The organism is Enterobacter sp. C4G1, from assembly GCF_052886895.1.
In genome coordinates this window covers 952,354-975,653 of record NZ_JBQVVV010000002.1, presented here as the reverse complement: position 1 = coordinate 975,653, position 23,300 = coordinate 952,354, and the positions used below count along the sequence as shown (strand labels likewise).

The following is a 23,300-nucleotide window of genomic DNA, read 5'->3' as shown; positions in this document are numbered from 1 at the left end:
GAGGTCACGATGCGTCTGGTCATTATCGGCAACGGCATGGCAGCAACACGACTGATAACCGCGCTCACTGAGCGCGCACCGGGCCGTTTTGTTATCACCGTCATCGGTGATGAGCCAGAACATGCCTATAACCGCATTCAGCTCTCTCCGGTGCTGGGGGGCGAAAAAGAGGCTGCGAAAATCCGTCTTCAGGATGACGACGGGTATCGCGCACAGGGCGTCACGGTATTGCGGGGCGAAAAAGTCACGGCAGTGGATGTGGCAGGCCGTGAAATCCACACCCAGTGCCGGACGCTGACGTGGGATGAGCTGGTCTTTGCTACCGGTTCCAGCCCCTTTGTACCGCCGATTCCTGGAAACCAGGCACCGCATGTTTTTACCTTCCGCACCCTGAAAGATACCCGTGCCATTCAGGGGATCGCCGGCCCGGCTGTAGTGCTGGGCGGTGGGGTGCTGGGTGTAGAGGCTGCCGCAGCTCTTGCGCTCTCGGGTGACAACGTCACGTTGGTGCATCGCGGGGAATGGTTGATGGAACAGCAGCTGGATCAGCAGGCGGGATTGCTTCTGGAAGAAGCCCTGGCAGAGCGAGGAGTTCGCTGCGAACTGTCGTCCGGTATTACGGCGATTGCGGAGGATTCGGTCACGCTGGCGAATGGTCGCCAGCTGCCGGCTGCACGGGTGGTGATGGCCACAGGCGTTATCCCCAACAGCCGTCTTGCGAACGAGAGCGGTATTGCCTGCGCCAGAGGCATCCTGGTTAACCACCAGATGCAGACTTCCGTCGCGCACATCAGCGCCATCGGCGAGTGCTGCGAGATTGACGGCCAGACGTTTGGCCTGTTCGCCCCCTGTCTGGCGCACGCGGATATTCTCGCCGCACGCCTGGCCGGGGAGACGCCACCGGCATTGAGTCATCACGACAGCGGGATGCGTCTCAAGGTGACAGGCGTGGAGCTTTTCAGTGCCGGGCGCGCCCAGGCAATGCCGGAGGATGGGGTCTGGAGTTCGTGGGATCCGCTGACCCGGCATTATCGCCGTTTATTAATTCATCGCGGCACCCTTACAGGCGTGCTGCTGATGGGAGATTGCCGCAGCGCGGCGACATTTACCGAATTACTGGCGACGCCTGTTCCCGCGCATGTGGACTGGCTGTTCGATCGTTTCACTACGCAACCGCAGGTTGCAGGACAGAAAGCTATGACAAAACCTACTCTGGTGGTGGTTGGGCACGGTATGGTCGGCCACCATTTTCTTGAGGATTGCGTAAACCGCAATCTGCATCAGCAATACCAGATTATCGTCTTTGGTGAAGAGCGCTATGCTGCCTATGACCGCGTGCATCTTTCCGAGTATTTTGGCGGTCGCAGCGCAGATTCCCTTTCGCTGGTTGAGGGTGATTTCTTTGCCGACAACGGTATCGAACTGCGTTTATCCCAGCAGATCACCGCTATCGACCGGGAGTCCCGGGTGGTGCGCACCGCCAGCGGGCATGAAACCCACTGGGACAAACTGGTGCTGGCGACCGGTTCTTATCCGTTCGTGCCACCCGTGCCGGGCAATGACCAGCCAGGATGCTTTGTCTACCGCACGCTCGACGATCTGGACAATATCGCGGCTCATGCCACGGGTTCCCGCCGTGGAGTAGTGATCGGCGGCGGCCTGCTGGGGCTGGAAGCGGCAAATGCCCTGAAGCAGCTCGGGCTTGAAACGCATGTGGTGGAGTTCGCCCCAAATCTGATGGCGGTACAGCTCGACAACGACGGCGCGGCGATGCTGCGTAAAAAGATTGAGGCGCTTGGTGTGGGTGTGCATACCAGAAAAGCGACGACCGAAATCGCCGCTACCGATGCGGGCCTGGTACTGCGCTTTGCCGATGGCGAGCAGCTTGATACCGATATGGTGGTCTTCTCTGCGGGGATCCGTCCGCAGGATGCACTGGCGCGCAGCAGCGGCCTGGCGGTGGGTGAGCGCGGGGGGATCTGCATTGATGCCCGGTGTCAGACCTCCGATGAAAACGTGTACGCCATCGGTGAGTGCGCTCTGTGGGAAGGAAAAATATTTGGCCTTGTGGCCCCGGGATACCAGATGGCGCGCGTGGCGGCAGCCTGTCTCGCGGGCGAAGAGAAGACCTTTGCCGGTGCCGATATGAGTACCAAACTGAAGCTGCTCGGGGTGGATGTTGCTTCGTTTGGCGATGCGCATGGCCGCACGCCGGGGGCATTAAGTTACCAGTGGACCCACGGCCCGCAGCAGATCTACAAAAAAATCGTCGTCAGCCACGACAGTAAAACGTTACTTGGCGGTGTGCTGGTGGGCGATGCCAGCGAATACGCCACCCTGGTGCAGATGATGCTGAACGGTATCAGCCTGCCAAAAGAACCTGAAACGCTGATTTTACCAGCCGTTGCGGGCAGTGCGCCCAAAGCGCTTGGCGTGGCGGCGCTGCCCGAGAGTGCGCAGATTTGCTCATGTCATAACGTCAGCAAAGGCGACATCTGCCAGGCGGTCAGTGCCGGGGCAACGGATATCGGTGCCATCAAGCAGTGCACCAAAGCGGCCACCGGCTGCGGCGGCTGTAGTGCGCTGGTCAAACAGGTGATGGAGTTCCAGCTTGCTGAGCAGGGCGTGGAGGTGAAAAAGGACATTTGCGAACACTTCCCGTATTCGCGCCAGGAGATTTATCACCTGGTACGTGTTAACCACATCCACACTTTCGATCAGCTGATCAGCCGCTACGGACAAGGGCACGGGTGTGAAATCTGTAAGCCTCTGGTGGGCTCCGTGCTGGCGTCCTGCTGGAACGAGTATCTGCTTAAGCCTGCGCATTTGCCGCTTCAGGACACCAACGACCGTTACTTCGCCAATATCCAGAAGGATGGGACTTACTCCATCGTGCCACGAATGCCGGCCGGTGAAGTCACCGCCGACGGGCTGATTGCCATCGGCCAGATTGCCAAACGCTATCAGCTGTACAGCAAAATTACCGGCGGGCAGCGAATTGACCTGTTTGGTGCCACCCTCGAACAACTGCCGGAGATCTGGCAGGCGCTGGTGGAAGCGGGCTTTGAAACCGGGCACGCGTACGGCAAATCCCTGCGGACGGTAAAATCCTGCGTCGGCTCAACCTGGTGTCGCTACGGCGTGCAAGACTCCACCGGGCTCGCCGTCAGGCTGGAGCATCGCTACAAGGGGCTGCGCGCGCCGCATAAAATCAAAATGGCCGTCTCGGGCTGTACCCGCGAATGTGCGGAAGCCCAGAGCAAAGATGTCGGCGTTATCGCAACCGATAAAGGCTGGAACTTGTACCTGTGCGGTAACGGCGGCATGAAGCCTCGCCACGCTGACCTGTTCGCCAGCGATTTGGATGACGAAACGCTTATCCGCACGGTTGACCGTTTTCTGATGTTCTATATCCGAACCGCGGATCGCTTGCAACGTACCAGTACCTGGATGGATAACCTGGAAGGCGGCCTTGATTACCTTCGCGAGGTGATCCTGGACGACAGCCTGGGAATTGCCCACGAGCTTGAGCAGGAGATGGCGCGGGTTGTGGATACCTACCAGTGCGAATGGCAAACCACGCTTAACGATCCTGACCGTCTGGCGCTGTTCCGCACTGCGGTGAACGACACGCCAGCGGATGAGGACAAACGCTGGCAGGAAATCTGCGGCATTGATGAGATTCCTGAGCAGGCGGGCATTGGCGCGACACTTGGTCGCAAACACATTGCGCTGTTCCGCTTTGGCAAAAGCGTCTATGCCCTTGACGATCTTGAGCCCGGCAGCACCGCCCGCGTGCTTTCGCGCGGCATTCTGGGCGATGCGGGGGGCGAGCCGGTTGTCATTTCGCCGCTCTATAAGCAACGCATCCGTCTGCGCGACGGGCGCCTGGCTGAAAACGGCGAGTCTGCCGTGCGCGCCTGGCCGGTGAAAATTGAAAACGGCAAGGTGTGGGTCGGAAACGAAGAGCTGGTGATGCGCGCGGAGGCCTCATGAATGAAACCCGTACAACCTGTCCTTACTGCGGCGTAGGCTGCGGTGTCGTTGCCCGCGTTGAGGGCGAGACAGTCAGCGTGCGGGGGGATGAAACCCATCCTGCGAATCTGGGGCGGCTTTGTGTTAAAGGCTCGGCGCTGGGTGAAACCACGGGGTTAGCGGGGCGGTTGTTACGCCCTGTGGTGGATGGCGAAGAGACGACGTGGCCGCAGGCGCTGGACGTGGCGGGTGAGCGCCTGCGGGAGATCATAGATACCTGGGGGCCACGGGCGGTGGCGTTTTACGCCTCTGGCCAACTGCTGACCGAGGATTACTACGCTGCCAATAAACTGATGAAGGGATTTATCGGCGCGGCAAATATCGACACCAACTCCCGGCTGTGTATGTCGTCGGCGGTCGTGGGGTACAAACGCGCGTTTGGCGAAGATATCGTGCCGTGCAGTTACGAGGACGTAGAAAACAGCGATCTGGTGGTGCTGGTGGGCTCGAACGCCGCATGGACGCACCCGGTGCTCTATCAGCGGCTGGTGCAGGCGCGCCAGCAGAACCCGGCGATGAAAGTGGTGGTAATCGATCCGCGCAGGACGGCCACCTGCGATATCGCGGATTTGCATCTGCCGTTGCTTCCCGGCAGCGATGCCGGGCTGTTTGTCGGCCTGCTGAATATGATTCAGGGGACTGCGGAGTGGACGCTCGCACGGGTGGCAGAATTTTGTGGCTTGCCGGCAGAGGATATCGGCACGTTTTATGACTGGTTTATCACCGCGCCCCGGGCGATCACGCTCTACACCATGGGGATTAATCAGTCTTCCAGCGGCAGCGATAAATGTAACGCGATCATCAATGTCCACCTGGCCTGCGGGAAGTTCGCTCGGCCGGGCTGCGGCCCGTTCTCCTTGACCGGGCAACCCAACGCGATGGGGGGGCGAGAGGTGGGTGGGCTGGCGAATCAACTGGCAGCGCACATGAATTTTGAACCGGACGACTTATCGCGCGTGGCGCGTTTCTGGGGAGCTGAACGGCTGGCGCAAACGCCGGGGCTGATGGCAGTCGAGCTGTTTGATGCCATCGCGCGCGGAGAGGTCAAAGCGGTGTGGATTATGGGGACTAACCCTGCCGTATCGCTGCCGGACAGCCACGCGGTGTGTCAGGCGCTGGCATCCTGCCCGCTGGTCATTGTCTCTGAAGTGATGCGCGAGACGGACACCAGTTGCTTCGCCCATATCCAGTTTCCGGCGCTCGGCTGGGGGGAAAAAAACGGCACTGTAACCAACTCGGAACGGCGTATCTCGCGCCAGCGTGCTTTTCTGCCCGCGCCCGGAGAAGCCAGACCGGACTGGTGGATAATCGCCCAGGTGGCAAAACAGCTTGGCTACGCAGAGGCGTTTTCCTGGCAGCATCCGCAGGAGATTTTTTGTGAACATGCGGCGCTCTCGGCATTTGAGAATGATGGCGCACGGGCTTTTAACCTAAAAGAGCTGGCTTCGCTGAGCCGTGAAGAGTGGGACGCGCTGGCCCCGTACCAGTGGGCAGCGGGGGATTTTCCGCAACGGAAGATAATCCCGGTGTCGCCAGAAAAGCACGGTGCCAGGGTGGATGCGCTTTATCCGCTGCTGCTGAACAGCGGGCGTATCCGCGATCAGTGGCACACCATGACCCGCACCGGCTACGTACCGAGGCTGATGCAACATATGGATGAGCCGCACCTTGAGATCAGTGCAGAGGATGCCGCGCATTTTGCCCTGTGCGAAGGCCAGCTGGCACGCGTGAGTTCACCGCGTGGGGTGATGGTTGCCAGAGTGAAGATCAACAATGGTCAGCGGGCCGGAGAGCTGTTTACCCCGATGCACTGGAACGGCTGCTTTGCCCGTCAGGGGAAGGTCAATGCTCTGGTGGAAGGGCGTTGCGATCCACATTCAGGCCAGCCCGAAAGCAAGCAGACGGCGGTCAGAGTCATGCCCTGGCAACCCGCCTGGCAGGGGGAGCTATACGCCCGTGACGTGCCGGAGCTACCGCTATCGGCCTACTGGTGGCGCAAAGCCGCGCAAGATGTGCAGCGCATCACCGTGGCAGGGGATAAATCGCTGCTGGAGTGGGTCATGGCGCACTGCACCGGACAAGGCTGGCAGCTGCAAATTGCGCAGACCGGTGAGCGCAGCAGCGTGCTGGCCTGGCAAAACGGCGCATTAATGCTGGGATTCTGGGAAGGTAGCGCGTTGCCAGCGCTGGCGCATTCGTTTATTGAGGAGGCTTTTCGTGCCGCGCCGGAACAGCTGGCCGGGCGCCATGCCTTGCTTAACGGACAACAGCCCGGAGAGCGCGTCGAGCAAGGGCGTATTATCTGTAGCTGTTTTAGCATCGGCGAAAATGCCATCCGCGAGGCGATTAGCAAAGGCTGCAACACTGCGGCAGCGCTGGGGGAAAAACTGCGTTGTGGCACAAACTGCGGCTCCTGCGTACCGGAGCTGAAGGGCATGATTGTCGCTATTCAGCAGGTGAATCCTCTCTCCTGAGCGCCCGGAATACAGTTATTTATCGAATTATTACGTAACCGGCTTTCTGCGTAAGGCCAAAGGGAATCTTCAGTTTATTCCTGAAATTTCCCTTAAGGCTGCAATTCTTTCCCAATCGCGTTAAGGTGTGAAGCCTGTTTTTTTAACCACAGGCTTCATCTCACGACATTGATGGTTGTTTTACCCCGTATTCGCACGCTGTGTTTACTCCTCCTCTGTTCTGCCGGAGCCGTTCAGGCTGCGCCGAATTCCTTTATCCAGCAGGCGCAGAATCCCTTTGATAACAACGGTGATGGTCTACCCGACCTTGGGCTGGCGGCACCGTCGTCCGCAAGGGAAAAACATCTGGCGGAGATGGCGAAAGCATTCGGTGAAGCGAGCATGACCGATAATGGCCTGACGACCGGCGAGCAGGCCCGCCAGTTCGCCTTTGGCCAGGTACGTGATGCGTTAAGCGGTGAGGTGAATCAGCAAATTGAAACCTGGCTCTCGCCCTGGGGTAGTGCCAGCGTGGATTTGCTGGTGGACGAGGAGGGGAAATTCACCGGCAGCAGCGGGCGATGGTTTGTGCCCTGGCAGGATAATAACCGCTACCTGAGCTGGAGCCAGCTTGGGCTGACTCAGCAGACGGACGGGCTGGTCAGCAATGCCGGCATTGGGCAACGCTGGCTGGCCGGGACATGGTTGCTGGGCTACAACACCTTCTACGACAACCTGCTGGATGAAAACTTGCAGCGTGCGGGGCTGGGCGCCGAAGCCTGGGGCGAGAATCTGCGCTTGTCGGCAAACTACTACCAGCCGTTTTCCAGCTGGCGCAACCACTCGGATGTTCAGGAGCAGCGAATGGCCCGTGGCTACGATGTCACAGCGAAAGCATGGCTGCCGTGGTTCCATCACCTGAACACCAGCGTCAGTTTTGAACAGTATTTTGGCGATAGCGTGGATCTGTTCGACAGTGGAACCGGCTACCACAACCCGATGGCGGTAAATCTGGGGCTGGATTATACCCCTGTGCCGTTGCTGACGTTTTCGGCTGCACACAAGCAGGGCGAAAGTGGCGTCAGCCAGAACAATCTGGGACTTAAGGTCAATTACCGTTTCGGAGTTCCGCTGGTTAAACAGCTCTCTGCCGGTGAAGTGGCCGCCACACGCTCGCTGCGCGGCAGTCGTTACGATTCGCCAGAGCGGGATAACCTGCCAGTGATGGAGTACCGCCAGCGCAAAACCTTATCGGTGTATCTGGCGACGCCGCCCTGGGATCTGAAAGGGGGCGAAACGGTGATGCTGAAGCTACAGGTGCGCAGTACTCACGGTATCCGTAAGCTGCACTGGCAGGGTGATACGCTGGCCCTGAGCCTGACGTCGCCGGCAAAAAATAACAGCAGCGATGGCTGGAGCGTCATTATGCCCGCCTGGAGTGAGCAGAGCGGCGCACGCAATAGCTGGAAATTATCGGTGGTGGTAGAAGATGAAGACGGGCAGCGTGTCTCTTCCAATGAGATCACGCTTGCTGTGGCACAACCGCTGGTGGCATTACCTAACGACGACCCACGCTGGAAGCTGCTGCCGGATGAATGAAATCAGAAGATACGTTCCTGATGTACCCAAACCGCCGCCTCAACGCGGGATTTTAATTTCATTTTCTTGAGCATATGTTTCACATGCACTTTGACCGTACTTTCGGTGATATCCAGACGACGGGCGATCATTTTGTTTGGCAGGCCCTGAGCAATCAGCTTGAGAATGTCACGCTCGCGTGGCGTTAACTGGCTGACATCGCGGTCAGAAGTGGCACGGTTGGCGCGCAGGCTGGCGGCCAGCACGGGCGTTAAGGCTTCGCTCAGCACCATCTCACCGGCTGCGGCCTGTTGCAGCGCTTTGAGCAGATCTTCCGGCTCCATATCTTTCAGTAAATAGCCATCGGCACCCCGTTTCAGTGCGGTCACGACGTCTTCTTCATGATTCGAAACGCTGAACACAACTACCCGGCCAGACAGTGATTTCTCACGCAGTTTGTCGAGCGTTTCCAGACCGTTCATACCCGGCATATTGAGATCGAGCAGGATCAAATCAGGATCAAGCGATTCGGCAAGTTCGATACCCTGTTCGCCGTTGCTGGCTTCGCCAACCACCGTGATATCTGGTGCCATGCTGACAAGTTGCTTCACGCCTGTGCGCAGCATCGGATGGTCGTCAATCAACAGGATGGATGCCGGTTCCTGGTTAGTCATGGTTTTCTCCTTGGGCAGTTATAAGGGGCTTTTCGGGAATAAAGGTGACCACTACCTCGGTGCCACCAGACTCTCCCCGGCGAACCTGGCAATCTCCGCGCAGGCTTTGTGCGCGATCTCGCATGATAATTAAACCATAGTGGTTACTTCTTTCGGCATTTTCCGGCACGCCGCAGCCGTTGTCCTGGACCGTAAGCTTCACCTGATTATTGTGCTGGCGGACGGTCACGGTTACTGCCGTCGCACCCGCGTGTTTGAGCACGTTGCTCAGGGCTTCACGGGCTATCTGCAGTAAATGTATGGCCTGATGAGAGGGGACAAAACGCGGTGGAAGCTGGTAGTCGAGCTTCACCGGGAACCCCAGTCGGGCGCTAAATTCGTGGCAGCTGGACTCGAGGGCCGGGCGCAGGCCTGGCTCGGTCAACTGCAAACGGAAGGTGGTCAGCAGTTCACGAAGCTGTACCCAGGAGGTATTAAGCTCGTTGCGGATCTGGCTGAGGAGCTGTTTGCTGCTTTCCGGCAGCCCGTCGTCCTGCATTTGCAGGCAGCTGACCTGCATCTTCATACAGGAAAGCGATTGGGCAATTGAATCGTGAAGCTCGCGGGCAATGGTGGCACGCTCTTCCATAACGATCAGCTGCTGTTGTTTTTCCTGGTGGCGATCGAGCGCGAGTGTGGCGGTCAGCTGTTCAACCAGCGTGTCTACCAGTTGCTGCTGGTCATGGTTAAGGTGACGCCCGGCTGGCAGGGTAGCCAGCAAAATGCCGTACTGCGTGTGGCTGTCTGTCAGACGCCATTTGAGCGTGGTACCACTGCCGGTAAGCGGCGGTAATCCGCGTGGGCAAAGATGGCAACCTTTATCATCACAGGACATGTCCGACTGACAGGTAAACTCCTGATGATTTTCTTCGTCTTCGATGTCGTAAACCCGTAGTTCCAGATCGTGAAGCAGGGTTAAATTTTGCAGGCCATTAAGCACCGGTGAGAGGCGCTCACACAGAGGAACCTGCATATGCAGGCGGCGATTAGCCTGCCATAAAAACGAGAGGATTTCGTTTTTCTGCTCAAGACCGGCTGTTTTTTCCTGGACGCGTTTTTCCAGTACCGCATAGCTTTCAGACAGCTCTTCCGACATGGTATTGAGCGCTTGTCCGAGCATCGCCATTTCATTGCGGCCGCTGATGTGGGTACGCTGGGTAAAATCTCTTTGCGTGACCGCGCGCGCCATCGCCAGCAGCTGTTTCCATGGGTTGAGCAGCCGCGCACGCAGCCAGACGATGGTGAACACCAGCAGTAACGCCATAAATATCGCCATCGCCCGATGGACAACCACTACCCGGTCAATACGGTGTTCGGTGGTTTGGTCGAAGGAGGAGACCAGCGCATCGATGCGCGCGACAAAACCGGCGACGTCCTGCGATACGGTGTCTGCATGTTGCGCACCTTCCAGGCCGGGTTTTAACTGCGAGTGCCAGTAGCCCTGGAGCGCCTTAAGCTGCGACTCTTGTCCGTCGCGTGTGGCGGCTCTTTCCAGTTCGGGGCTAAATGCCGTGCGCTCCATTTCGTTGATCAGCGGCTGATCGTTCTGCGTAAGGGGAACGGCCGCCAGCAGGCGATAACTCTGCATGCGTAGCGAGCCTGCCTCGTTAATGGCATGCGCATTACCCTGCACACCCTGTACCAGCGAGCCAGAGATAGCCATGCCGGTCACACCAATAGCGGTGGACAGCAAGACAATCAATGCCAACTGGTTAACGAGTGTCAGCGGGGATAAACATTTTTTTAACATAGAGTTGCCGGGCTCCTGACGTGGCCTGCTTGCAGGAATGGCGCTATTTTCATGCATACCCTGGAGTATACCCATACCAATAAAGGATTACCCCTAAATTGCCAGTTGGGTGATGTCTGGGGGGAAGGGAGTTCGGGGAAGCGTCAGTACCGTGAAAAACCACACCTTTTTTACCGTAAAAGCCTACTCACTTAGAGTAATGGCTTTTTTTTCGCCATAAATCTGCCCACTTTTCCTTTGATTTATATCAACTTACCGCCGGCCTAAAACCCTAATGTTTGCAGCATCATTCGAGAATCAGAGGTGTCTATGAGTCACTCATCCGCCCCCGAAAGGGATAATGGTGCCGTAATTACAGAATGGCGTCCGGAAGATCCGGCGTTCTGGGAACAACGCGGCCACCGTGTAGCAAGTCGTAATCTGTGGATTTCCGTTCCGTGCCTGTTGTTAGCGTTTTGCGTATGGATGTTGTTTAGTGCGGTGGCGGTGAACCTGCCAAAAGTCGGGTTCAAATTTACCACCGATCAGCTGTTTATGCTGACGGCGCTGCCAGCGCTGTCGGGCGCATTACTGCGTGTTCCTTACGCGTTTATGGTTCCCCTGTTTGGCGGTCGCCGCTGGACGGCGTTCAGTACCGGCATCATGATCGTGCCTTGCGTGTGGCTCGGTTTTGCCGTGCAGGATACCTCTACACCGTTCAGTGTGTTCGTGATTATTTCTCTGCTGTGCGGTTTTGCTGGCGCAAACTTCGCCTCAAGCATGGCCAACATCAGTTTCTTCTTCCCGAAAGCGAAGCAGGGCGGTGCGCTGGGCATTAACGGCGGTCTGGGGAATATGGGCGTGAGCGTGATGCAGTTGATTGCACCGCTGGTTATCTCTGTTTCTGTCTTTGCTGTATTTGGTGGTACGGGTGCGCAGCAACCGGATGGCTCTTTGTTGTACCTTCAGAACGCAGCGTGGATTTGGGTGCCATTCCTGGTGGTATTAACGCTGACGGCCTGGTTCTTTATGAATGACCTGTCGGCCTCGAAAGCTTCCCTGAGCGAGCAGTTGCCGGTGCTGAAACGCGGACACCTCTGGGTGATGGCGCTGTTATACCTTGCAACTTTCGGATCCTTTATCGGTTTCTCCGCAGGCTTCGCGATGCTGTCAAAAACCCAGTTCCCGGAAGTGCAGATCCTTCACTATGCGTTCTTTGGTCCGTTCATTGGTGCGCTGGCCCGTTCTACTGGTGGGATGATTTCTGACCGCCTGGGCGGAACGCGTGTGACGCTGGTGAACTTTGTGGTGATGGCTATCTTCTGTGCGCTGCTGTTCCTGACGCTGCCAACCAACGGCCAGGGCGGAAACTTTACCGCGTTCTTCGGCGTGTTTATGGTGCTGTTCCTGACGGCCGGGCTGGGCAGTGCCTCTACCTTCCAGATGATCTCGATTATCTTCCGTAAGCTGACGATGGACCGCGTAAAAGCGCAGGGCGGCAACGAAGCACAGGCCATGCGCGAAGCCGCGACCGATACCGCAGCGGCACTGGGCTTTATCTCTGCCATTGGCGCGATTGGTGGTTTCTTCATTCCGAAAGCGTTCGGTATTTCGCTTGACCTGACCGGCTCTCCGGCAGGAGCAATGAAAGTGTTCCTCGTATTCTATATCGCCTGCGTTGTGATCACGTGGCTGGTATATGGCCGTAATACCAAGAAAAATAAGTAAGTTTGATTATCCGTTTGCGCGGCCTTAGGGCCGCGTTTTTTTTACTATGACAGCATATTCCTTGTAATCGCTTTACCCGCCTGCAAACCTAGCTGATGGTAGGCTTCCCACTGCTCCTCATCAAAGAATTGATCGCCCGTCGTTTGCTGCGGAAAATCATCATGTCGTTTTGCGTAGCGTTCGGTATCGAGCCCCATGTTTTCCAGCAAATGAGGTTTTACAATCAGCAATGTACCTTCCATTTTGGGCAAGGGGCCTTGTTTCGGGTACGATATTGTCGCTTTGATAAGCGGTGCTGCTGCTTCCCCTTTTTTCAGGTCGTAGAGAGGAATAAACATCGGCTGGGCTGGTGTATCAAAAGTGATGATAATGCCGTAATCAATGCGAGCTTTACGCACCAGATTTTCAAGATCGTCAAACCTGTATTCTGGGTCAGCACCGCAGTCAGCCACAACGATCGTTTTTACCCGCCGTTTTAGCAGGGGGTATACACCGGTGTTTTCGAAATGTCCGCCATCAGAGAGATACCAGTATTCGCTGTTTTTGCCGGGAAATCGGGCAAACATTTCGGCAAACAGGGCAGGTAGTGAAGCGGTCACGTCATCTTTCGGATTGAGGTTTTTTTCCCAAAAACCCAGCCTGCCACCAATCAGGAAAAGAATAAATGCCAGACCAGGGGATGTCAGAGAGCCCATTCCTGTTGCGGCTGCGGCTCCCGATATGGCAATCCACTTCGATAACGTACTGTCTTTTAATGCGTTGGAAGGGAGTGGGAAATGCGTGCCTGTTTCAACACCAAATGAGCTGACCGTCAGTGCAATTCCCTTTCTGTCGGCATTATAGTTTCCTGATCGATCGTCAACTGTCTGGTTTATACAGCAGGTGATCAGGTGAATCGGCCCCAGATGACTATGCGGGTTATAGTCTTTAAATTGAACGTCATCGCAGTGCAAGGGGTCCGTGACTTTCTCGATATTGGCAAGCTTGTTGTTTAACTGGTCTTCTAATGGGTTCTGTGGAAAGCGGTGTTTTGGCGGAGAGCCTACATTTGTAACAGAAAGCCAGGCGCGTTCAATACGTGAACGGTAGAAATTATGCAGAGAACTTAAATTCAGGAACGTAATTATTCGTTTTGGCTGGCAGAGGTAAATGAAGAATAACACCACTGCAAAAGCGAACAGTGAAGGATAGAGAGCGTAGTGGAAAAGTGAATCGTACCTGATGATTTTGATCTCAGCGGCGCAGACCGTTATCAGCGAAAAAATTAACAACAGATAGCCAAGAATGTTCGCACCTTGCATCAAACTGATGGATATAAAAGAGTGGCCGTTTTTCATTTTACTGAACAATTTTTTGACGGCGGTGAGCTCCCAGCTTGCTTTTAGCAACGCGAGTAATGCTGGAGGGAGTAGCGTACCCGAAGCAGAACTTTCTCTGGACCATAGCAGCCCCAGAGCGTATACCCCCCATAAAATAAGTATGGCACCTGCCAGCCACAGGCTGTTTGTCATCGCCCGTGTAAACTGTTGTCTCAGTTTCCCTGAAGTGGAACTGAGCGTTTTTAATGCAGAGTGAATGAGCTTTACATTTGTGACCGCAATAATGAAAAGGGCGATCGGAGGCAAGTATGATTGTAGAAAGTAATCAGGAAAATCGATTATCCATGCTAAACATGCATAACAAATTGTCATCACAGTAAGGGCGAATTTTAAGGATTTCCTGGGTTTTTCTTCATCCAGTATCCAGTAAGAGAAGGCCATCACGGCAGAAAAATAGAGCGGGACAGAGAGCGCTATCAGCCAGGGCGTTGTTTCGAGAAATTTTGGCTGGAGAACTAACATTGTATTAAGACTGATGGCAATACCGCTTACGACGAGACACATTAGCGTCAGAAGAAATAATGCCGCAATAAAAGAGCGAAAGATTTGGGTAATCGCCAGTGACTTGTCGAGAAACCCCGCAGGTGTAAGATACCGACCGTTATTCCGTAACCATGCCAGTAAAATGGTATCGTCGCTGGCGAGTGCTTTTTCAATCGAATACTTCTCGTTATTCTTTGTATATAAGCGGCCCAGCATTCCGCCTAAATAACCACCACCAGATACAGTCGACAGATAATCGATTTTTTTCAGAAGCCCATTTTTAGCGAGCGCACGAACCAGACCTAAACAAAAGGTTGCACTGCGAATCCCCCCACCTGATAAAGCCAGCCCCAGCGTACCCGTGTATTCTATGTTCTGAAGTTTACATTTTTCCCGGCGTTCTTTAATGGCATCTTTTTCGTTATCAGGTGAGAGGTTATGAACATCTGACGCTTCGCTCATCGTTGTGCCCTTACCAGGTAAAATTTAGGGTGATATAAAATGACTCTAGACCAGGCGTAAAAAAATGAGACTCATGCACTGTTCTTAAACAGCCAAAAACACCTACCACTTAATAACTAATCTTGTTAGGGTTTTACGCCTTCCTCGATGAAAGTTAATAAATACCTATAAAAAACAATCAATTAAAAAACATAAAATACTACTTCTTTGGTGGTATTTTGCGCATCCACTCGTTTTGCCAACCCTGTTGCCCTTGATCGTTATCAATTCTCGCCATCTATCAGAGCGTTACCTTCGCTGCAAATCAGCAATGTCGATTTAGAGAGCCACAGGCTCCACACAGGAGATACCCGATGAGCAAATTTTTGGACCGGTTTCGCTACTTCAAGCAGAAGGGCGAAACCTTTGCCGATGGGCACGGCCAGGTTCTGGATACCAACAGGGACTGGGAAGATGGATACCGTCAACGTTGGCAGCATGATAAGGTCGTTCGTTCCACCCACGGCGTAAACTGCACCGGTTCGTGTAGCTGGAAGATTTTCGTTAAAAATGGCCTGGTGACCTGGGAAATGCAGCAGACCGACTATCCGCGCACGCGCCCGGATATGCCAAACCACGAACCGCGCGGCTGCCCACGTGGTGCAAGCTACTCCTGGTATCTGTACAGCGCCAACCGCCTGAAATATCCGCTGATGCGCAAACGCCTGATGAAAATGTGGCGCGAAGCTAAAGTTCAGCACAGCGATCCGGTTGATGCCTGGGCCTCTATTATTGAAGATGCCGATAAAGCCAAAAGTTTCAAGCAAGCGCGTGGCCGCGGTGGTTTTGTGCGTTCGTCCTGGAAGGAAGTGAACGAGCTGATTGCCGCCTCAAACGTCTATACCGTCAAAACCTATGGCCCGGACCGCGTGGCGGGCTTCTCGCCGATCCCGGCGATGTCGATGGTGTCCTACGCATCGGGCGCACGTTACCTGTCCCTTATCGGCGGCACTTGCCTGAGTTTCTACGACTGGTACTGTGACCTGCCGCCTGCGTCTCCGCAGACCTGGGGTGAGCAAACCGACGTTCCTGAATCTGCCGACTGGTATAACTCCAGCTACATTCTGGCGTGGGGTTCTAACGTTCCGCAGACCCGTACACCGGATGCCCACTTCTTCACTGAAGTGCGCTACAAAGGCACCAAAACGGTAGCTATCACTCCGGACTACGCAGAAATCGCCAAACTGTGCGACCTGTGGTTAGCTCCGAAACAGGGTACCGATGCGGCGATGGCGCTGGCGATGGGCCACGTCATGCTGCGTGAGTTCCACCTGGATAAACCGAGCCAGTACTTCACCGACTACGTCCGTCGCTACACCGACTTCCCGATGCTGGTCATGCTGGAAGAGCGTGACGGCTACTATGCTGCTGGCCGAATGCTGCGCGCTGCCGACCTGGTGGATGCCCTGGGCCAGGAAAACAACCCACAATGGAAAACCGTGGCCTGTAACAGCAATGGCGAACTGGTGGCTCCAACCGGATCTATCGGCTTCCGCTGGGGTGAGAAAGGTAAATGGAACCTGGAACAGCGTAACGGTACAACCGGCGAAGAGACTGAACTGCGCCTGAGTATGCTGGGCAGCCAGGATGATATCGCTGATGTCGGTTTCCCGTACTTCGGGGGCGAAGGTTCCGAACACTTCAACAAAGTTGAACTGCAAAACGTCTTAATGCACAAACTGCCGGTCAAACGCCTGCAACTGGCGGATGGCTCAACGGCGCTGGTTACTACCGTTTACGATCTGACCATGGCGAACTACGGCCTGGAGCGCGGTCTGAATGATGAAAACTGCGCTACCAGCTATGATGATGTGAAAGCCTATACTCCGGCCTGGGCAGAACAGGTAACAGGCGTGCCGCGTGCGCAGATCACCCGTATTGCCCGTGAGTTCGCCGAGAACGCCGACAAAACCCACGGCCGCTCGATGATTATCGTCGGGGCAGGTCTGAACCACTGGTATCACCTCGATATGAACTATCGCGGTCTTATCAATATGCTCATCTTCTGCGGTTGTGTAGGGCAGAGTGGCGGCGGCTGGGCGCACTATGTGGGCCAGGAAAAACTGCGCCCACAGACCGGCTGGCAGCCGCTGGCGTTTGCCCTTGACTGGCAGCGTCCTGCGCGTCACATGAACAGTACCTCTTACTTCTATAACCACTCGAGCCAGTGGCGCTATGAAACGGTTAATGCGCAAGAGCTGCTGTCACCCATGGCGGATAAATCCCGCTACACCGGTCATCTGATTGACTTCAACGTGCGCGCCGAACGCATGGGCTGGCTGCCGTCTGCACCGCAGCTGGGAACCAACCCCCTGCGCATCGCCGAAGAAGCGAAAAAAGCCGGTATGACCCCGGCGGATTACACCGTGAAATCCCTGAAGGACGGCTCCATTCGTTTTGCGGCGGAACAGCCAGAAAACGGTAAAAACCATCCGCGTAACCTGTTTATCTGGCGCTCCAACTTGCTGGGTTCATCCGGCAAGGGCCACGAGTACATGCTGAAGTATCTGCTCGGTACTGAGAACGGTATTCAGGGTAAAGATCTTGGCAAGCAGGGCGGCGTGAAGCCAGAAGAAGTGGAATGGAAAGGCAACGGTCTGGACGGGAAACTGGATCTGGTGGTGACGCTGGACTTCCGTCTGTCCAGCACCTGTCTGTATTCCGACATCGTGCTGCCAACGGCTACCTGGTATGAAAAAGACGACATGAATACCTCGGATATGCATCCGTTTATTCATCCGCTGTCTGCCGCCGTTGACCCTGCATGGGAATCCAAAAGCGACTGGGATATCTACAAAGATATCGCGAAGGTATTCTCGGAAGTTTGCGTGGGCCATCTGGGTAAAGAAACGGACGTGGTAACCCTGCCGATCCAGCACGACTCCGCTGCCGAACTGGCGCAGCCACTTGACGTGAAAGACTGGAAAAAAGGTGAATGCGACCTGATCCCGGGCGTGACGGCACCGCACATTATTCCGGTTGAACGTGACTACCCGGCTACCTATGAACGCTTTACCTCTATCGGTCCATTGATGGAGAAAATCGGTAACGGCGGTAAAGGCATTGCCTGGAATACCCAGAGCGAAATGGATCTGCTGCGTAAGCTCAATTACACCAAAGCAGACGGCCCGGCCAAAGGCCAGCCAATGCTGAACACGGCCATTGATGCGGCAGAGATGATCCTGGCCCTGGCGCCTGAAACTAACGGCCATGTGGCCGTGAAGGCCTGGGCGGCACTGAGTGAATTCACCGGCCGCGACCATACGCACCTGGCGACGAATAAAGAGGAAGAGAAAATTCGCTTCCGCGATATTCAGGCCCAGCCACGCAAGATTATCTCCAGCCCGACCTGGTCAGGCCTGGAAGACGAACATGTGTCCTATAACGCCGGTTACACCAACGTTCACGAGCTGATCCCATGGCGTACGCTCACGGGTCGTCAATCGCTGTATCAGGATCACCAGTGGATGCGTGATTTCGGTGAAAGCCTGCTGGTTTACCGTCCGCCAATCGACACCCGTTCAGTGAAAGGGGTGATGGGCAAGAAATCCAACGGCAACCCGGAAAAAGCGCTGAACTTCCTGACACCACACCAGAAGTGGGGGATCCACTCCACCTACAGCGACAACCTGCTGATGCTGACGTTGTCACGTGGTGGCCCGATTGTATGGATGAGCGAAGCGGATGCCAAAGATCTGGGTATTGAAGATAACGACTGGATCGAAGTGTTCAATAGCAACGGTGCGCTGACGGCGCGTGCGGTAGTGAGCCAGCGCGTACCTGCCGGAATGACCATGATGTACCACGCGCAGGAACGTATCGTTAACCTGCCGGGTTCGGAAATCACCGAGCAGCGCGGCGGTATTCACAACTCCGTGACCCGTATTACGCCAAAACCGACCCACATGATCGGCGGTTATGCGCAGCTGGCCTACGGCTTTAACTACTACGGCACCGTAGGCTCTAACCGCGATGAGTTCGTGGTGGTTCGTAAAATGAAGAATATTAACTGGTTAGACGGCGAAGGTAATGACCAGGTACAGGAGAGCGTAAAATGAAAATTCGTTCACAAGTCGGCATGGTGCTGAATCTGGATAAATGCATCGGCTGTCATACCTGCTCAGTCACCTGTAAAAACGTCTGGACCAGCCGTGAAGGCATGGAATACGCCTGGTTCAACAACGTCGAAAGTAAGCCAGGCACCGGTTTCCCGACCGACTGGGAAAATCAGGAAAAATGGAAGGGCGGCTGGATCCGCAAGATCAACGGTAAACTGCAACCGCGCATGGGTAACCGCGCGATGTTGCTGGGCAAAATCTTCGCTAACCCGCATCTGCCGGGCATTGACGATTACTACGAGCCGTTTGATTTCGACTACCAGAACCTGCACAACGCGCCAGAAAGCAAACACCAGCCGATTGCCCGTCCACGCTCGCTGATTACCGGGAAGCGGTTGGACAAAATCACCAGCGGGCCAAACTGGGAAGAAATTCTGGGCGGTGAGTTTGAGAAACGCGCCAAAGATCAGAACTTCGAAAATATGCAGAAGGCGATGTACGGCCAGTTCGAAAATACCTTCATGATGTATCTGCCGCGCCTGTGTGAACACTGCCTTAACCCGGCCTGTGTTGCCACCTGCCCGAGCGGTGCCATCTATAAGCGTGAAGAAGACGGCATTGTGCTTATCGACCAGGACAAATGCCGCGGCTGGCGTATGTGCATCACCGGTTGTCCGTACAAAAAAATCTACTTCAACTGGAAGAGCGGGAAATCCGAGAAGTGCATCTTCTGTTATCCACGTATCGAAGCGGGGATGCCGACCGTTTGTTCTGAAAGCTGCGTAGGCCGTATTCGTTATCTCGGGGTGCTGTTGTATGACGCAGATGCGATTGAAAATGCAGCCAGCACCGAGCACGAAAAAGATCTGTATCAGCGTCAGCTGGATGTGTTCCTCGATCCGAATGACCCGAAAGTGATTGAGCAGGCGCTGAAAGATGGCGTACCGCAGAGCGTGATCGACGCTGCGCAGCAGTCTCCGGTGTACAAAATGGCAATGGACTGGAAGCTGGCGCTGCCACTGCACCCGGAATACCGCACGCTGCCGATGGTGTGGTATGTGCCACCACTGTCACCGATTCAGTCTGCCGCAGATGCCGGTGAACTGGGCAGTAACGGCATTCTGCCAGACGTTGAAAGTCTGCGTATCCCGGTTCAGTACCTGGCGAACCTGCTGACCGCGGGCGACACGCAACCTGTGCTGCTGGCGTTGAAACGGATGCTGGCGATGCGCCACTTCAAACGCGCGGAAACGGTAGACGGTGTGATTGATACCCGTGCGCTGGAAGAGGTGGGTCTGAGTGAAGCACAGGCGCAGGAGATGTACCGCTATCTGGCGATTGCCAACTACGAAGATCGTTTTGTGGTACCAAGCAGTCACCGCGAACTGGCTCGCGAAGCCTTCCCGGAAAAAAGCGGTTGTGGTTTTACCTTCGGCGATGGTTGCCACGGGTCAGACACCAAATTCAACCTCTTCAACAGCCGCCGCATCGATGCCATGGATGTGACCAGCAAAACGGAGCCGCACCAATGATTGAACTCGTCATTGTTTCGCGTCTGCTCGAGTACCCGGATGCTGCGCTTGCGCAGCATCAACAGGAACTTTTCGATGCACTCGCGTCATCTGAAAACCTGGGTAAAGAAGATGCCCAGAGTCTGGGCGTTTTCCTGCGCGACCTGTTAGCGCGCGATCTTCTGGATGCACAGGCCGACTACAGCCAGCTGTTTGACCGTGGTCGTGCCACTTCACTGCTGCTGTTTGAACATGTTCACGGCGAATCCCGCGACCGGGGTCAGGCGATGGTAGACCTGATGGCGCAGTACGAACAGCACGGTCTGCAACTTGATAGCCGCGAGCTGCCGGATCACCTGCCGCTGTACCTCGAATATCTGGCGCAGCTGCCAAAAGAAGAGGCGCTTGGTGGGTTGCAGGACATCGCGCCGATTCTGGCGCTGCTCAGTGCGCGACTGCAACAGCGTGAGAGCCGCTATGCGGTACTGTTCGACCTGCTGGTGAAACTCGCGAATGCGGCCATCGACAGTGAGAAAGTGGCGGATAAAATTGCCGATGAAGCGCGCGATGATACCCCGCAGGCGCTGGATGCTGTCTGGGAAGAAGAACAAGTGAAATTCTTTGCTGACCAGAATTGCGGCGAGTCGGAAATCTCGGCTCACCAGCGTCGTTTTGCCGGAGCTGTTGCCCCGCAATATTTGAATATCTCTAACGGAGGACAGCAATAATGCACTTCCTGAATATGTTCTTCTTTGATATCTACCCGTACATTGCGGGCACCGTGTTTCTGGTGGGAAGCTGGCTGCGTTACGACTACGGTCAGTACAGCTGGCGTGCGGCGTCCAGCCAGATGTTGGATCGCAAAGGGATGAACCTGGCTTCTAACCTGTTCCACATCGGGATCCTGGGTATTTTTGCCGGTCACTTTCTCGGGATGCTGACGCCTCACTGGATGTATGAGTCGTTCCTGCCGATTGAAGTGAAGCAAAAAATGGCGATGATTGCCGGTGGCGCGTGCGGTGTGATGACGCTTGTGGGTGGCTTGCTGCTGCTTAAACGTCGCCTGTTCAGCCCGCGAGTGCGTGCAACCACTACCGGGGCCGACATTCTGATCCTGTCTCTGCTGATGGTGCAGTGTGCGCTCGGTCTGCTGACCATTCCGTTCTCTGCACAGCATATGGACGGCAGCGAAATGATGAAACTGGTTGGCTGGGCACAGTCGGTGGTGACGTTCCACGGCGGTGCGTCTGAGCATCTGGACGGTGTGGCGTTTGTGTTCCGCGTGCACCTGGTGCTGGGGATGACGTTGTTTGTGCTGTTCCCGTTCTCTCGCCTGGTCCACATCTGGAGCGCGCCAGTAGAGTACCTGACGCGCAAATACCAGATTGTGCGTGCCCGCCGCTAATTTGCCGTTTTGATACCAACCCCGCACGAGCGGGGTTTTTTTTCGCCCCAGCCCAGGTTGTTGCCCGCGGCGGCAACCAGGATCAGCGCGCCACCCGCCAGTTGCGTCGCGGTCAGCGAATGCCCGAAGACCAGATTATCAACCACAATCGCCACCACCGGGTAAATAAAGGAAAGGGAGCCGGTGACAGGGGTAGGGAGCTTCTGAATGGCACTATAGAGCAGCTGGTACATTATACCGGTGTGCACAATCCCCAGCGTTAATAGTATTCCCCACGGGAATTGCCCGGAAAACGTGGGCATGTGCGCCAACGGCAAAAGCATAACCACCCCGGTTAAGACCTGAATAAACGCAATATGTTGTGGCGCAATACTTCTGAGCTTGCGGGTGATAATGGCCGTCAGCGCGTAAAAGAACGCGGCGCCAAGCGCCAGCGCAATACCGCTAAGCCAGCCAGCCTCGTGTTTGCTGGTCAGCTCGCCTGAGAGCAGAACCACCACGCCGCCGAAGGCAAGCAGGAGCCATCCCCATTTTGCCAGACTCACACGTTCACCCAGCAACATCCCCATCATTACCAGCATAAATGGCTGCGTGTTGTAGACCACGGTCGACAGACCTATCGAAATGCGCGCGTAGGCGGCAAAGAGCAGCATCCAGTTAACGACCAGCGCGATACCGCCAAGAATTGCCAACCCCAACGTGATTTTGGTTAATGGGCTAAAAGGCTGTTTGCTGATACGGATAAAAAGAAAGAGAGCAACGGCACCGATGAGGCAGCGCCAGAACACGACTTCTGTGACCGGTAAACCGGAGAGTAATACAAAGGCTCCGATTGAGCCGGAAATAAGCATCGCCAGGCTCATTTGCCAGACGCCTTTTTGTCTATCACCCATTATGCACCTCCTGATTAATTGCTCTATTGTCGAAAAAGCGTGTTGGCTTTTACAGAGGTGATATAAGGTGAAATACAGTTATGGCGTTTTTAAATTAGGTGAATGCTATGGATTACCTTCTCGATGATATCGACCGCCAGATATTAGCCTGCCTGGTGGAGGATGCGCGCGTGTCGTTGAAAGTGCTGAGTGGCCGTATCGGGCTGACATCACCAAGCACCGCAGAGCGTCTGAAAAGGCTGGAGGAGCGGGGCGTGATTCAGGGGTATGGCGCGCGCGTGAATTTAGCCGCGCTGGGGTATACCTTGCAGGCACTGGTACGTGTGCGGCCGCTACCGGGGTTGTTACATAAGGTGGATAAATACATCCAGGCCATGCCGGAGTGTATTGAGAGCGACAAAGTGACGGGTGAGGATTGTTTTGTTATCAGGCTGGTGGTGCGTTCAATTGAGCAGCTTGATCTATTGCTGGATGGTCTTGCTGAACATGCCCAGTGCAATACATCGATTGTGAAGAGTTCTCCGGTGAAGCGACGGTTGCCACCGATGTAGCTGTCTGTTGCCGGGTGGCGGCTGCGCCTTACCCGGCCTAAAAGGGGGGAGTACGATTTGTAGCCCTGGTAAGCGAAGCGCCACCGGGGAAAGCAGGTGTGCAGATGCCAGATACAGGCATTGGTATACATCATTCCCCGCACAGGAAGAATATGTGACATGGTGCAAAGAGTGAATGCGTGTTGACTTAGAAGTGATGGTGGTGGGGGAAGGATTCGAACCTTCGAAGTCGATGACGGCAGATTTACAGTCTGCTCCCTTTGGCCGCTCGGGAACCCCACCA

At 55.4% G+C, this 23,300-nt stretch carries 13 protein-coding genes and 1 tRNA gene; 9 read left to right on the top strand and 5 right to left on the bottom strand.

Annotated features, from left to right (window positions below; genetic code table 11):
* Positions 1-9 precede the first annotated feature (9 nt).
* From nirB to ACT9TW_RS18630, 3 genes are all read left to right on the top strand, one after another.
* Entirely contained in the window at positions 10-3,996 is a 3,987-nt protein-coding gene (gene nirB, locus ACT9TW_RS18640; protein ID WP_446493338.1) for a nitrite reductase large subunit NirB, read from the top strand.
* Positions 3,993-6,509: a nitrate reductase gene (locus ACT9TW_RS18635; protein ID WP_446493337.1), complete on the top strand. Its 2,517-nt coding sequence runs from the start codon at positions 3,993-3,995 to the stop codon at positions 6,507-6,509. The genes nirB and ACT9TW_RS18635 overlap by 4 nt, the downstream gene beginning before the upstream one ends.
* Positions 6,510-6,680: 171 nt before the next feature.
* Complete coding sequence (locus ACT9TW_RS18630) at positions 6,681-8,087, top strand: YchO/YchP family invasin (RefSeq protein WP_446493336.1); 1,407 nt, start codon at positions 6,681-6,683, stop codon at positions 8,085-8,087.
* A 2-nt stretch (positions 8,088-8,089) separates the two neighbouring features.
* On the opposite strand, the gene narL is transcribed toward ACT9TW_RS18630, so the two are convergent.
* On the bottom strand, positions 8,090-8,740 hold the full coding sequence (gene narL / locus ACT9TW_RS18625; RefSeq protein ID WP_003856701.1) for a two-component system response regulator NarL: 651 nt from the start codon (positions 8,738-8,740) through the stop codon (positions 8,090-8,092).
* Entirely contained in the window at positions 8,733-10,529 is a 1,797-nt protein-coding gene (gene narX / locus ACT9TW_RS18620) for a nitrate/nitrite two-component system sensor histidine kinase NarX (protein WP_446493335.1), read from the bottom strand. Before narX ends, narL begins: the two co-directional genes overlap by 8 nt.
* Before the next feature lie 309 nt (positions 10,530-10,838).
* Here narX and ACT9TW_RS18615 point away from each other — a divergent pair, with 309 nt between their 5' ends.
* Entirely contained in the window at positions 10,839-12,236 is a 1,398-nt protein-coding gene (locus tag ACT9TW_RS18615) for a NarK family nitrate/nitrite MFS transporter (RefSeq protein ID WP_446493334.1), read from the top strand.
* 44 nt (positions 12,237-12,280) lie between these two features.
* On the opposite strand, the gene ACT9TW_RS18610 is transcribed toward ACT9TW_RS18615, so the two are convergent.
* Positions 12,281-14,560: a patatin-like phospholipase family protein gene (locus ACT9TW_RS18610; protein ID WP_446493333.1), complete on the bottom strand. Its 2,280-nt coding sequence runs from the start codon at positions 14,558-14,560 to the stop codon at positions 12,281-12,283.
* A gap of 353 nt (positions 14,561-14,913) precedes the next feature.
* On the opposite strand from ACT9TW_RS18610, the gene ACT9TW_RS18605 reads away from it, so the two are divergent.
* From ACT9TW_RS18605 to narI, 4 genes are read left to right on the top strand one after another with little or no spacing between them, the layout of a single operon-like run.
* On the top strand, positions 14,914-18,657 hold the full coding sequence (locus tag ACT9TW_RS18605; protein ID WP_446493332.1) for a nitrate reductase subunit alpha: 3,744 nt from the start codon (positions 14,914-14,916) through the stop codon (positions 18,655-18,657).
* A complete protein-coding gene (gene narH, locus ACT9TW_RS18600) occupies positions 18,654-20,189 on the top strand; it encodes a nitrate reductase subunit beta (RefSeq protein ID WP_315685935.1) in 1,536 nt (511 codons plus the stop codon). The genes ACT9TW_RS18605 and narH overlap by 4 nt, the downstream gene beginning before the upstream one ends.
* Positions 20,186-20,896 carry a nitrate reductase molybdenum cofactor assembly chaperone gene (gene narJ / locus ACT9TW_RS18595; RefSeq protein ID WP_446493331.1) on the top strand — a complete coding sequence of 237 codons (711 nt, stop codon included), beginning with the start codon at positions 20,186-20,188 and terminating at the stop codon, positions 20,894-20,896. The genes narH and narJ overlap by 4 nt, the downstream gene beginning before the upstream one ends.
* Positions 20,896-21,573: a respiratory nitrate reductase subunit gamma gene (gene narI / locus ACT9TW_RS18590; RefSeq protein ID WP_315685933.1), complete on the top strand. Its 678-nt coding sequence runs from the start codon at positions 20,896-20,898 to the stop codon at positions 21,571-21,573. Before narJ ends, narI begins: the two co-directional genes overlap by 1 nt.
* On the opposite strand, the gene ACT9TW_RS18585 is transcribed toward narI, so the two are convergent.
* On the bottom strand, positions 21,570-22,466 hold the full coding sequence (locus ACT9TW_RS18585; protein ID WP_446493330.1) for a DMT family transporter: 897 nt from the start codon (positions 22,464-22,466) through the stop codon (positions 21,570-21,572). The genes narI and ACT9TW_RS18585 overlap by 4 nt on opposite strands.
* A 107-nt stretch (positions 22,467-22,573) precedes the next feature.
* Between ACT9TW_RS18585 and ACT9TW_RS18580 the strand changes: the two genes are divergently transcribed.
* Entirely contained in the window at positions 22,574-23,017 is a 444-nt protein-coding gene (locus ACT9TW_RS18580; protein WP_446493329.1) for an Lrp/AsnC family transcriptional regulator, read from the top strand.
* A 197-nt stretch (positions 23,018-23,214) separates the two neighbouring features.
* Here ACT9TW_RS18580 and ACT9TW_RS18575 read toward each other — a convergent pair.
* Positions 23,215-23,299, bottom strand: a tRNA-Tyr gene (locus tag ACT9TW_RS18575).
* Between the last annotated feature and the right edge of the window lies 1 nt (position 23,300).